Below are 12,659 nucleotides of genomic sequence, written 5' to 3' on the forward strand. Positions count from 1 at the left end.
GAGGTCGAGGATGGAGTCAGGAGGACGACATGGGACGCAAGAAGAAAGACATCAGCCAGGTGAGCCCGGCGGGAAAGGCGGCGCTCGCGGTGCTGGGAATCGTGCAGGTCGCCTTCGCAGCCGTGGCGTTCTGGGATTTGGCACATCGGGCGGACGAGCAGCTCCGGGGTCCGAAACCCGCCTGGATCCCCGTCATTCTGGTGAACTGGATCGGCCCCGCCGTCTACTTCGTGTTCGGTGTCCGACGCGATACTCGGTAACGCCCGCAGAGGAAATTTCGGTTGCGTGCCACGTCTAAAAGCTCGAGATCGAGCGCGCGTGGGAACAGCGGGGCCCCTGCTCCGAGGGTAACCGGAGCGAACTGCACCCAGACCTCATCGAGCAGGCCGGCGTCGGCGAACTGCCCTGCCAGGTCACCGCCACCAATGATCCAGAGATCCTGCTCCCCCGCAGCGGCCGTCATTGCTTCGTGGACCTCGGCGATGGGCGCCTGAGTGAGCGTCACTTCCGCGCCATCCGGCACGGGAAGGTCGCGATGTGTGAACACCCAGGCGGGCTGGGTGTAGCCCCATTCGCCCTGCTCATGCTCCAGCACCCATTCGTAGGTGGAAGCTCCCATCGCCAGCGCGCCGATCGTCTTCTCGAACTGCTGATAGGCCATCGCGCCGTCTGGATCGACATCCTGCTTCAGGAGCCAATCGAGTGAGTGATCTGTCGTCGCGATGAAACCGTCGAGGCTGGACGCGGTGAAATAGTGAGTCGCCATACAAGGATGCTCGCATCCACCACCGACATCAGTCAGATCACGTCCGCGGGATCCGTTCCAGGGCTGACCCATTCCAGGTCCGGATAGCGTTTGAACCACGAAACCTGACGGCGTGCGTAGCGTCGCGTGAGCGCCTGAGTCTCGGCGATCGCGTCTGCCTCTGACTTCTCCCCCGCCAGTTGCGCCAGTGCCTGGGCGTAACCGATGGCTCGCGGCGCGGTCGTACCTCGCTCCAGCCCTGCTTCGCGCAGCAGAGCGACCTCGCCCATCATCCCCTGCTGCCACATCCGTTCCACTCGGCGGTCAAGGCGCTCGACGAGTTCAGTGCGTTCGACATGCAGGCCAAGGATGCGTGTGGCCGCGTGCCAGAGCAGAGGCTTGTCCGGCAGAGCCGCACCATGTGTCTGGGCGCCCTGTTCAATGACTTCCAACGCCCGCATCACTCGACGACTGTTCTTCGGGTCGATACGCGCCGCCGTCGCGGGATCCGCCTCCTGCAGACGTGCGAAAAGCACACCGTTGCCGTGCTCCGAGAGTTCGCGTTCAAGTCGCTCGCGTACCGCAGGATCGCGCGGGGGGAACTGGAAATCGAAGATGACACTCGATACGTACAGCCCGGAACCGCCGACCAGAATCGCGTCGCCACCTCGCCGCTGGATGTCGGAGATCGCGGTCCGGGCCAGTGGCTGGTACCAGGCGACCGCGGCTTCCTCGTCCACCTCGCGCACGTCGAACATATGGTGTGGGATGCCACGGCGCTCAGCGACCGGAAGCTTGGCGGTGCCGATGTCCATGCCGCGGTACAGCTGCATGGCATCAGCGTTGACGATCTCAGCGGGATTGCCGCGCTCACGCAGTGTCTCAGCGAGGTTCAGCGCGAGATCGCTCTTTCCCGTGCCCGTCGCCCCGACGATCGCCCAGAGGCGCGGCTCGGGGCTAGACACCGACGCGCAGCGTGGGAAGACCCAGCGACACCGCACGCGGCGCGCCCGGCTCGCCCGCAGGTGTCGGAATGCCGCAGGACTCCGCCAGCGAGCGATCCCAGGCGTCACCGCCACGCGTGCGCCTGATGCGCAGCGGCGCACCGGTCGGGTCATCGGCGAGCAGGTGGAATGGGGCGCCGTGTGTGATCTTCACGGTGACGACGTCACCGGGTCGAGGAAGATCCGACCCAGGCGTGACCTCGAAATGCACCAGACGGTTATCTTCGGCCCGACCGGTCAGACGGTGCGTCTCAGCATCCTTCTTCCCTTCACCGTTGGCGACCAGCACCTCGACTTCGCGACCTACCTGGTTCTCGTTCTCTTCGAGCGCGATACGAGCTTGCAAGGCGAGCAAACGGTTGTACCGCTCCTGCACCACTGCCTTCGGGATCTGATCCTCCATGGTGGCTGCGGGAGTGCCCTCGCGTATGGAGTACTGGAACGTGAAAGCGCTGGCGAAACGTGCCTGCTCGACCACTCGCATCGTGTCTTCAAAGTCTTCTTCGGTCTCGCCGGGGAAGCCCACGATGATGTCAGTGGTGATCGCCGCGTTCGGAATGCGCTCGCGCACAGTGTCGAGGATGCCGAGGAACTTCGAGCTGCGGTACGAGCGTCGCATCGCCTTCAGAATGCGATCGCTGCCGGACTGCAGCGGCATGTGCAGCTGAGGCATCACATTAGGTGTCTCTGCCATCGCATCGATCACGTCATCGGTGAAGGCGGCCGGATGTGGGCTCGTGAAGCGAATGCGCTCCAGACCGTCGATCTGGCCGGCTGCGCGCAACAGCTTGCCGAATGCGTGGCGGTCGCCGAACTCGACGCCGTAGGAGTTGACGTTCTGGCCGAGAAGCGTGACCTCGATTGCGCCGTCTTCGACAAGCAGTCGGATCTCGTTCAGGATGTCGCCTGGGCGGCGGTCTTTCTCCTTGCCGCGCAGGCTAGGGACGATGCAGAACGTACACGTGTTGTTGCAGCCGACAGAGATCGATACCCAGCCGCTGTGGGCAGAATCACGCTTGGTGGGCAACGTTGAGGGGAACACCTCGAGAGATTCCAGGATCTCCAACTCAGCTTCACCGTTGTGGCGCGCGCGCTCAAGCAGGCTGGGCAGCGAACCCATGTTGTGCGTGCCGAACACGACGTCAACCCAGGGTGCCTTGTCGAGCACTGTGTCTTTGTCCATCTGCGCCAAACACCCACCGACCGCAATCTGCATGCCCTCCTTGCGCCGTTTCACCGACGCCAGGTGACCGAGAGTGCCGTAGAGCTTGCCGGACGCGTTGTCACGAACAGCGCAGGTGTTGATGATGACGATGTCAGCCTCAGCCCCGTCGTCTGCTCGGAGATAGCCTGCACTTTCGAGCGAGCCCGAAAGACGTTCGGAGTCGTGCACATTCATCTGGCATCCGAAGGTGCGCACTTCGTAGGTTCGCTGATGTCCGTCGGCGTCGACGGCCGCCGACGAGGCCGTGATGATCGTCGGTTCACTGCGCGGAATAGTCATGGTGACCCCATTCTACGAGCGGAATCTGCGACTATCTCCGAAGTGTTCAAGAGCATCACTCGGAATCGACGAACCGCACGCCTCTGGTCGGTGTGCCCGGGGAGGACTCGGTCAGCGCTGTCCGTGCGGCGGTCGTAGCGACAGAACCGCCGTAACCGCGGCGAGCCAGCTGCCCGACGAGCCGGCGCAACGCAGTCTCGAAGTCCAATCGAGACATCGAACGCGCCTTCGTGCGAGCGAACTCGAGCGCCCGTTGCGCATCGTCATCGGGAAGCTCTCCCAGCGCGGTGCTAATGGCCTCACGAGAGACGCCACGCTGCGCAAGAGCGCGTGAAAGCGCCACGCGCCCCTGCCCCTTCCGCTCAACGCCGGAGGTCACCAGCTGTTCAGCCAGCGCCGCATCGTTCAGATATCCCCGACGGCAGAAAGTCTCGATGACGTCGTCAACTTGCGCGGCGCTCAGCGCATATCCGCGAAGAACCTGCCGAGCTTCAGAGATCGAAAGCGAGCGCGCTCGAAGTTTTCGGACCAGAGCTTGTTCTGCCGAGCTGCGGATCTTGTCATCATCCTCGTCAACGTCAACTTCTACGTCAGCTTCAACCTCAACCTGCCCGCCGAAGAGAGGAATGATGGGGGCGAGGCGATCCTCGCCCCCATTCGAATCAGACATCAGGCCGGACGACGCTTTGCGAGCTCGTCAGCGGAGGCCGGAGCGTCCTCAACGGAAGCACCGCCAATGCCGAGCTTCTGCTTGATCTTCGTCTCGATGCTCAGCGCGATGTCAGGGTTCTTGATCAGGAAGTTACGCGCGTTTTCCTTGCCCTGCCCCAGCTGGTCGCCATCGTAGGTGTACCACGAGCCGGACTTCTTCACGATGGTGTGCTCGACTCCGAAGTCGATCAGGCTGCCTTCACGCGAGATGCCGATGCCATAGAGGATGTCGAACTCCGCCTGCTTGAACGGCGGCGCCATCTTGTTCTTGACAACTTTGACGCGCGTACGGTTTCCGACGGCGTCGGTGCCGTCCTTCAGCGTCTCGATACGGCGAATATCCAAACGGATCGAGGCGTAGAACTTCAGCGCCTTTCCACCGGCGGTCGTTTCAGGCGAGCCGAAGAAGACACCGATCTTCTCACGCAGCTGGTTGATAAAGATCATCGTGGTGTTCGTCTGGCTCAGACCACCCGTGAGCTTGCGGAGCGCTTGCGACATGAGTCGCGCCTGCAGACCCACGTGCGAGTCGCCCATTTCGCCATCAATCTCGGCACGAGGCACCAAGGCCGCGACGGAGTCGATGACGATGAGGTCAATGGCGCCGGAGCGCACCAGCATGTCGGCGATCTCGAGTGCCTGCTCAGCCGTATCGGGCTGTGACACCAGCAGAGCATCAATGTCGACGCCCAGCTTCTTCGCGTACTCAGGGTCAAGCGCGTGCTCAGCGTCGATGAAGGCAGCGATACCGCCCCCGCGCTGCGCATTGGCAATCGCGTGCAGGGTCAGAGTGGTCTTACCCGATGACTCCGGGCCGTAAATCTCAACGATGCGGCCACGCGGAAGGCCACCGATGCCGAGAGCGACATCGAGAGCGATGGATCCGGTCGGAATGATGGCGACAGGTGCGCGCTCATCGCTGCCCAGTCGCATGACCGAGCCCTTTCCGAACTGCCGGTCAATCTGGGCGAGAGCTGATTCCAGGGACTTCTCGCGGTCTGCGGGTGATGGCATGACGTGCTCCTCGTGTTCGCATGGTGCCGCCTGTAGGCTGTCGCGGCCACCCCAACTGGGGTGAACTCTCCGACAAGGCGTATGGCTTTTCGGCCTGTCTTCACCGTAGGAGGAACCTCAGACATTGCGTCGGAGATCCCAGGAACGGTGGAAAACAACACCTCGAAACCACTTGTGCAGAACACTACGCGTACTTCGAACAGATATTCGACGACACGCCCATTATTCTGAGTGCCGGGTGCGCGCAGAGGACCTGAGCTCTCAGCGCTTTCGCGACTCCAGTCGGCCGACGCCGTAACGCCGTTCCGCCGGCACATCCGCCTCGACGCAGAGCGCAAGCCAAATGTCGCGGGGCGGCAGACCTGCATCCAGCGCTTCCAGCGCTGAACGATTACCCAGCGCGTCGAGAACGAGATCGGTCGTCAAAGTGGATGCGCGCGCACCGAACTCAAGTTCGACCGCACGAAGAAACTCGCTACGTCGCATCAAAGTTGATCAGTGCAGCGAGAGCTCAGGCTCGATCGATGCAACGAGGTCATCCGGGACAACATCCGGGAAGACCTGAATGCCTTCGAGCACAGACATCCGGTCGCCGACTTCGCGCATGATCAGGGAGATGGGTACGTCGAGAGCTTCAGCAACCGAAGCGAGAATCTCGCTGGATGCTTCCTTCTGTCCACGCTCAACCTCGCTGAGGTATCCGAGCGCGACCGAAGCCTTACTCGCGACCTGCCGGAGCGTACGCCCCTTCTGCAGGCGGAAGTCCCTCAGTACATCGCCGATTTCCTGTCGTACAAGAATCATCGGAACCTCCTCTCCAGTCCCCGCAACGGAGCCTCATCCAAATGGATCGCCAGTCTATCCCGACTCTCTGATGAAAACGCTATCGTTTCACGCTGTGCTTTGGTTGTGAGCACGTCTTTCATTGGCACATTAGAGACAACGGTCGCCTGCACTCGACTATTCCCGTACCTGTTGTACCAGGGCATCGATTGCCGCATCCACCGTCTGCGCGCGTATTGCCGCGCGATCACCATCGAATTGAAAGGCGTAGGCGCGTACGCCGAGCGGTGTCGCGATGCCGATGTGCACGGTTCCCACTTGCTGCCCATCGGGCGATTCTGGTCCGGCTATGCCCGTCGTCGAAATTCCGACATCTGCCGGTCGACCTTCGACTTGGACGGTGCGGCGCACACCCGTGGCCATCTGTTGCGCGACCTGCGCGTGCACGGGGCCGTGCTCGTCAAGCAGCGCAGGATCCACACCGAGCAATGAGGCCTTGAGCGGCGTGGCGTATGCCACGACTGCCCCGAGCAACGTCGCCGAGGCGCCTGGAACGGATACGACCTCGGCGGCAAGAGCACCGCCGGTGAGTGATTCGGCAATGCCGAGAGTCCAGCCGCGCTCCCGAAGAGCGCGGACCAGGGCCGCGGCATCACTCATGCGGCGTCCGCGTACCGCGCATCTGCGAGATGACATAATCGATGCCGCTGGCGATCGTCAGCACGAGTGTGGCGTACATCAGCACATCACCGACGCCGGTCCACCAGTCCATTCCGATCAGCTGATGCAGCGGCAGCAGCCACCAGCCGAGCGCGACCGCTTGAAAGACGGTCTTGAGCTTGCCCATCCACGCCGCGGCAACGATGTGACTGCTCGAGACGATGAAGCGGTGCAGGGTAATACCCCACTCACGGATGAGAATGACGACGACAATCCACCACGGCCATTCACCGAGGATCGCCAGTCCGACAAAGCCAGCACCGGTCAGCAGTTTGTCTGCGATCGGATCCCACAGCTTTCCGAAGTCACTGACGAGGTCGTACTTGCGTGCAAGATATCCATCGACCCAGTCAGTGGAGATCGCGAGAATGAACAATGCGCCAGCGATCCAGCGAACGACCAGGTCGTCACGACCGTAGCTGCCGCCGATCAGGAGGAGCACGAAGAAGACGAGCGCCAGCGGGATGCGTGCGATCGTGATCGCGTTCGGCAATTGCCGTGGAATCGCCATCAGTCGCGCCCCGTCAATCCCCAGGCGTCTTCGTCGCCATCGTCGCCGTCATCTTCGTGCACCACCGGAAGCCCTTCAAACTGCGCCTCGATCGGATCGTACGCAGGTGCCACCGGAGCGGCAGGCATCGCTGGCGCGGACTGAGCGACGGGCGGCACGTTGGACGCGGCCGGCTCACCGTCGCCGCGCAGCTGCGCCATGACAGCCGAAAGCTGTTCCGGCGCCACCAGCACATCGCGCGCCTTCGACCCTTCGGACGGGCCGACGATCTCCCGAGACTCCAGCAGGTCCATCAGACGTCCGGCCTTCGCGAAGCCGACACGCAGTTTGCGCTGCAGCATCGACGTCGAACCGAACTGGGAGGAAACGATGAGCTCGGCCGCGGCAAGAAGCACTTCAAGGTCATCACCGATGTCCTCGTCGACTTCCTTCTTCTTGGTCGGCTCGAGCGCTTCCTGCACGTCCGGGCGATAGTCGGGTCGGGCTTGCGCCGTGACGTGTTTGACGACTGCGTCGATCTCGCTTTCCTCGACCCACGCGCCCTGGAGCCGGAAAGGCTTGGAGGAGCCCATCGGTGAGAACAGGGCGTCACCCTGGCCGATCAGCTTGTCTGCTCCTGGACTGTCGAGGATCACTCGGCTGTCGGTGACACTGGTCACGGCGAACGCGAGTCGCGATGGCACGTTGGCCTTGATGAGCCCGGTGACGACATCGACGCTCGGTCGCTGCGTGGCGAGCACCAGGTGGATGCCGGAGGCACGAGCAAGCTGCGTGATGCGAACGATCGAGTCCTCCACGTCACGCGGGGCGACCATCATGAGGTCGGCGAGCTCGTCGACAACGACGAGAAGGTACGGGTACGGCTTGAGCACCCGCTCACTGCCAACGGGAAGCACGATCTCACCGGCGCGAACAGCCTTGTTGAAGTCGTCGATGTGGCGGAAGCCGAACGACGCGAGGTCGTCGTACCTCATGTCCATCTCTTTCACGACCCATTGCAGGGCTTCCGCCGCCTTCTTCGGGTTCGTGATGATGGGTGTGATCAGATGCGGCACGCCTGCGTAGCTGGTGAGCTCCACCCGCTTCGGGTCGATGAGCACCATGCGCACGTCGCTCGGACGGGCGCGCATCAGGATGCTCGTGATCATTGAGTTGACGAAGCTGGATTTACCAGAACCAGTGGAACCGGCAACCAGAAGGTGGGGCATTTTGGCGAGGTTGGCGACGACGAAGTTACCGCCGACGTCCTTGCCGACGCCGACCGTCATCGGGTGCGCACTCTTAATGGCTGCCTGCGATCGGATGACATCGCCCAGGGCGACCGTCTCCCGGTCAGTGTTCGGAATCTCGATGCCGATGGCGCTCTTGCCGGGGATCGGCGAAAGGATGCGCACATCATTCGATGCGACGGCGTACGAGATATTGGCGCTCAGCTGCGTGATCTTCTCGACCTTGACGCCGTGGCCGACCTCTACCTCGTACTGCGTCACCGTCGGGCCACGGGAAAAGCCCGTCACCTTCGCATCGATCTTGAACTGCGACAGCACGCTGGTGATCTGCTCAACGATCTTGTCGTTCGCCTCGGAGCGTGCCACTGACGGTGGTCCGGCGCTCAGGACATTCGGCGACGGAAGAATGTACGGAGCACTCGGAGCATGCAGGCCACGATCGCCTGGGCCCTCGGTGCCGAAGCCAGAGAGTCCAGGAAGCTCCGGCTGTTCACCGGTGTCACCGAAGTCGTCTAACAGCGCAGTGGATCCCTGCGCGCCGAGACCGGCCGTGACGCCCTGAAGATCGGTGAGGATCTCGGTCGCGGCATCCGATGGGTCCGATGGATCCGCGACAATGATCGACTGATCGTAGGCAGTTTTATCCACCGGCGTGGTCGCGGCGGGACTGTTATGGGCACCGCGGTTCTCAATCGGCATGTTGTCTGTCGGTAGCAAGAACTCGGTGAGATCCTGCGAGCCCAACCCCTCGTCGGGATCTTCTTCTCTACCGGTCTTGTTTCGCCGCCACCAGGGAAGCGAATCATCCGTCTCGTTGCTAGAAACCTCTTCGACAGCCTTCTCGTGCTGGGGTTCGGCGCGCTCGGCCCCGAACATCCACGCGTACAGGTCTCCCAGACGGGCACCGATGCGGTTCGGCGGCGTCTTCGTGATGATCAGGATGCTGAGCGCGGCCAGCAGCGCCAAGACGATATAGGCGACGATCTGGGTGAGGTAGGACAGCGGCTCCCCCAGCATCCAACCGAAAAGCCCACCCGCCGCGCTCAGCGCGGGCATGCCTTCTTTCGGTTCCGGTCGACCACCCGCGATGTGGCAGATACCGGCGAGCGAAAGGACGAACAACCCGAAGCCGATACCGATACGACCGTTGTCGTGCACCGAAGACGGATGCCGGAACAACCATCCCGCGAGCACGAGCAGCAGCACCGGCATCAGAAATGCGGTGCGCCCGATCAGGCCGCCGACCGAGTAGGCGCTGATGTTCTGCGCGATCTCGTTGCCGATGAAGAACCACTCATTGACTGCGCCGAGGCATGCCAGCAGCACCAGCAGCAGCGGAAAGCCATCGCGACGCTGATCCTTCTCCAACGATTCGGGCCCGAACGCGCGGAAAAGCCCACCGACGCCATGTGCCATACCGACCCACGCACGCACGGCAAACGCCGGCTTATCGACCTCGTCGACGTACTTCTTCGGGGCCGCCTGTGCCTTCGCGCGCGTCGGAGGTTTCGCAGACGCGGGTTTCTCGGACGCGCGCGTCGGAGGCTTCTCGGACGCGCGCGAGGTCTTCGGGGTACTCCTGGCCATACTTGAAGACTACGTTCGGGCACCGACATTGCCGCGTAATGACGCGGCTTTCTGCCGAATCGGCTAGGCCTCGATGACGAGCGGAACGATCATCGGACGACGCCGCAACTTCTGGTTCACCCAGCGGCCGATCGTGCGACGAACGATCTGTGACAGCGCGTGCGTGTCACGCACTCCGTTGCCGGATGCCTCTTTAAGCGCCGCGGCGATCTTCGGCACCACATCGTCGAACACAGAGTCATCCTCGGCCACGCCGCGGGCCTGGATCTCCGGACCCCTGATGATGCGTCCGGTAGTGGCATCCACCACGACAATCACAGAGATGAAGCCCTCTTCGCCGAGGATCCGGCGATCCTTGAGGTCCGCATCCGTGATCTCGCCGACGGTCGAGCCGTCGACGTAGACGAAGCCGATATCGAGCTGTCCAGCGACCTTGGCGACGCCGTCCTTGAGGTCGATGATCGTGCCGTTGGAGGCGATGATGGTGTTCTCGGCCGGGACGCCGGTCTCCTGAGCGAGTTTCGCGTTGGCGATGAGGTGTCGGTACTCGCCATGCACCGGAAGCACGTTCCTGGGCTTGAGGATGTTGTAGCAGTACAGCAGTTCGCCCGCGGTGGCGTGACCGGAGACGTGCACCTTGGCGTTCGCCTTGTGCACGACGTTCGCGCCCAGCTTGGTGAGCCCGTCGATCACGCGATAGATCGCAGTCTCGTTACCGGGGATGAGGCTCGACGCGAGAATGACGGTGTCACCCTCACCGACCTCGATCGCATGGTCCATGTTCGCCATCCTGCTCAGGACAGCCATCGGCTCGCCCTGTGAGCCCGTCGACATGTAGACGATCTTGTCGTCCGGCAGATCGCGTGCCTTCTTGTAATCGATGAGGACGTTGTCCGGCACCTTCAGGTACCCGAGATCTTCAGCAATGGTCATGTTGCGCACCATGCTGCGGCCGAGCAGTGCCACCCGGCGTCCGTTCGAGTGCGCGGCATCCAGCACCTGCTGAACACGGTGTACGTGGCTGGAGAAGCTGGCGACGATGACGCGACGTGGCGCCTTGGCGATCACCTGGTCGAGAACCGGCCCGATGGACCGCTCCGTCGGAGTGAATCCGGGGACGTCGGCGTTGGTCGAGTCCACCAGGAAGAGGTCGATGCCCTCCTCCCCCAGACGCGAGAAGGCGCGAAGGTCCGTGAGACGGCCGTCCAGCGGCAGCTGGTCCATCTTGAAGTCACCCGTGGCCAGCACGAGACCCGCGGGAGTGCGAATGGCGACGGCAAGAGCATCCGGAATCGAGTGGTTGACCGCAACGAATTCAAGATCGAACGGGCCGACCTTTTCCTGCTGTCCCTCGGTCACAGTGAGGGTGAACGCCTTGATTCGGTGTTCCTTCAGCTTCGCCTCGATGAAAGCGAGAGTAAGGCCGGAGCCGATCAGTGGAATGTCTTTCTTCAGCCGCAGCAGGTACGGCACTGCGCCGATGTGATCTTCGTGCCCGTGCGTCAAAACGACGCCGACGATGTCGTCCAAGCGATCACGAATCGGGTCGAAGTCCGGCAGGATCAGGTCGACACCTGGTTGGTGCTCTTCGGGGAAGAGCACACCGCAATCCACGATGAGAAGCTTCCCGTCGTACTCGAACACGGTCATATTGCGACCGATCTCGCCGAGACCGCCGAGCGGGATGACGCGCAGGGTCCCTTCGGCGAGGGGCGCTGCATCGGCTAGCGGAATGGACATTTTGTCTCCTCAGTCGGACAGTTCTGATGTCCGTTCATACTTGTGACGCGTTTTTAGCGCACGCGTTGGGCGCACTCGTTTTCTGGGCGCTTATCAGCGCGTTGTGCCGTGCACCTTGGGCAGGGCACCGCCGGCGGCGGCGTTGCGATCGGGACGGAAATTCGAGAAGTCCGCGCCGGGAACGCCGGTGACGAGCGAGAGCTCGTCTTCGATGATCGCGGCTTCCCACTCCTCCGGCCCCACCAGTGGCAAGCGGACGCGGGGACTGGTGATACGGCCGAGGCCATGCAAGATGTACTTCGCTGACACGGTGCCAGGTACGTGCGTCATCGTGGCGCGCACCAGCGGCTCGAGCCGCTTGTGCTCAGCCGTAGCCGTGGCGAGATCGCCGCGGTTCACGGCATCCACGATCGTGCGGTACGGGGTTGCGGTGATGTTCGCCGTGACACCGATGAGGCCGGTCGCCCCGATGGCCAAGTGCGCAAGCGCATTCGCGTCATCACCGGAGAAGTACATCAGGTCGGTCTGGTTCAGCACGCGGCTGACCTCGCTGAAGTCGCCCTTGGCGTCCTTCACCGCGAGGATGTTCGGGTGATTAGCCAGGCGCAGGATCGTCTCGTACTTGATCGGCACACCGGTGCGGCCGGGGATGTCGTAGAGGATCACAGGCAGGTCGGTGGCGTCTGCAACGAGGCGGAAGTGCGTGAGGATGCCGGCCTGCGTGGGCTTGTTGTAGTACGGCGTGACGATCATGATGCCGTCGGCGCCGGCCTTTTCGCTGGCCTTGTAAAGCTCGATCGCGTGCGCGGTCTCGTTGGAGCCACCGCCGGTGATGATCTTGGCGCGGCCCGCGGCGACGGACTTTCCGACCTCGACGAGCTTGAGCTTCTCGGCGTCCGTCAGTGTCGAGGTCTCGCCGGTCGTGCCCGTCACAACGATTCCGTCTGCACCAGCGGTGATGACGGAATCCATGTGCTTCTCGACGGCGGGCCAATCGACTTCACCATCGGCCGTCATCGGAGTGACGAGCGCGACGAGAACCTGTCCGAAAGGATTGCCCGAGTGCGTCATACTCCCAGCGTATAGGTTCAGGGGCGCTCGCTTCGCTCCG

13 protein-coding genes are annotated in these 12,659 nt (G+C 62.7%); 1 reads left to right on the top strand and 12 read right to left on the bottom strand.

The window, feature by feature from the left end:
• Nucleotides 1–29 precede the first annotated feature (29 nt).
• Nucleotides 30–260: a PLDc N-terminal domain-containing protein gene (locus ACSU04_RS03555; RefSeq protein WP_439278450.1), complete on the top strand. Its 231-nt coding sequence runs from the start codon at nucleotides 30–32 to the stop codon at nucleotides 258–260.
• Here ACSU04_RS03555 and ACSU04_RS03560 read toward each other — a convergent pair.
• From ACSU04_RS03560 to dapA, 12 genes are all read right to left on the bottom strand, one after another.
• Entirely contained in the window at nucleotides 224–766 is a 543-nt protein-coding gene (locus tag ACSU04_RS03560; RefSeq protein WP_439288457.1) for a dihydrofolate reductase family protein, read from the bottom strand. The two genes, ACSU04_RS03555 and ACSU04_RS03560, sit on opposite strands and share 37 nt — an antisense overlap.
• 32 nt (nucleotides 767–798) lie before the next feature.
• Complete coding sequence (miaA, locus tag ACSU04_RS03565) at nucleotides 799–1,710, bottom strand: tRNA (adenosine(37)-N6)-dimethylallyltransferase MiaA (RefSeq protein ID WP_439288458.1); 912 nt, start codon at nucleotides 1,708–1,710, stop codon at nucleotides 799–801.
• Nucleotides 1,703–3,253: a tRNA (N6-isopentenyl adenosine(37)-C2)-methylthiotransferase MiaB gene (gene miaB, locus ACSU04_RS03570; protein ID WP_439288459.1), complete on the bottom strand. Its 1,551-nt coding sequence runs from the start codon at nucleotides 3,251–3,253 to the stop codon at nucleotides 1,703–1,705. Before miaB ends, miaA begins: the two co-directional genes overlap by 8 nt.
• Nucleotides 3,254–3,308: 55 nt before the next feature.
• A complete protein-coding gene (locus ACSU04_RS03575; protein ID WP_439288460.1) occupies nucleotides 3,309–3,923 on the bottom strand; it encodes a regulatory protein RecX in 615 nt (204 codons plus the stop codon).
• A complete protein-coding gene (gene recA, locus ACSU04_RS03580; RefSeq protein ID WP_439278455.1) occupies nucleotides 3,923–4,978 on the bottom strand; it encodes a recombinase RecA in 1,056 nt (351 codons plus the stop codon). The genes ACSU04_RS03575 and recA overlap by 1 nt, the downstream gene beginning before the upstream one ends.
• Nucleotides 4,979–5,239: 261 nt before the next feature.
• The gene (locus tag ACSU04_RS03585) at nucleotides 5,240–5,464 is read right to left on the bottom strand and encodes a DUF3046 domain-containing protein (protein ID WP_439278456.1); all 225 of its coding nucleotides are present in this window, start codon (nucleotides 5,462–5,464) and stop codon (nucleotides 5,240–5,242) included.
• A 9-nt stretch (nucleotides 5,465–5,473) separates the two neighbouring features.
• Nucleotides 5,474–5,782 carry a helix-turn-helix domain-containing protein gene (locus tag ACSU04_RS03590; protein WP_439278457.1) on the bottom strand — a complete coding sequence of 103 codons (309 nt, stop codon included), beginning with the start codon at nucleotides 5,780–5,782 and terminating at the stop codon, nucleotides 5,474–5,476.
• A 156-nt stretch (nucleotides 5,783–5,938) separates the two neighbouring features.
• Nucleotides 5,939–6,421, bottom strand: coding sequence for a CinA family protein (locus ACSU04_RS03595; RefSeq protein WP_439288461.1), 483 nt, complete (start codon nucleotides 6,419–6,421; stop codon nucleotides 5,939–5,941).
• The gene (gene pgsA / locus ACSU04_RS03600) at nucleotides 6,414–6,992 is read right to left on the bottom strand and encodes a CDP-diacylglycerol--glycerol-3-phosphate 3-phosphatidyltransferase (protein ID WP_439278459.1); all 579 of its coding nucleotides are present in this window, start codon (nucleotides 6,990–6,992) and stop codon (nucleotides 6,414–6,416) included. Before pgsA ends, ACSU04_RS03595 begins: the two co-directional genes overlap by 8 nt.
• The gene (locus ACSU04_RS03605) at nucleotides 6,992–9,808 is read right to left on the bottom strand and encodes a DNA translocase FtsK (protein ID WP_439288462.1); all 2,817 of its coding nucleotides are present in this window, start codon (nucleotides 9,806–9,808) and stop codon (nucleotides 6,992–6,994) included. The genes pgsA and ACSU04_RS03605 overlap by 1 nt, the downstream gene beginning before the upstream one ends.
• A 63-nt stretch (nucleotides 9,809–9,871) precedes the next feature.
• Complete coding sequence (locus ACSU04_RS03610) at nucleotides 9,872–11,548, bottom strand: ribonuclease J (protein ID WP_439278461.1); 1,677 nt, start codon at nucleotides 11,546–11,548, stop codon at nucleotides 9,872–9,874.
• 93 nt (nucleotides 11,549–11,641) lie between these two features.
• A complete protein-coding gene (dapA, locus tag ACSU04_RS03615; protein ID WP_439278462.1) occupies nucleotides 11,642–12,619 on the bottom strand; it encodes a 4-hydroxy-tetrahydrodipicolinate synthase in 978 nt (325 codons plus the stop codon).
• Nucleotides 12,620–12,659: the final 40 nt, after the last annotated feature.

This window comes from Microbacterium sp. A84, assembly GCF_051842815.1.
GTDB lineage: Bacteria > Actinomycetota > Actinomycetes > Actinomycetales > Microbacteriaceae > Microbacterium.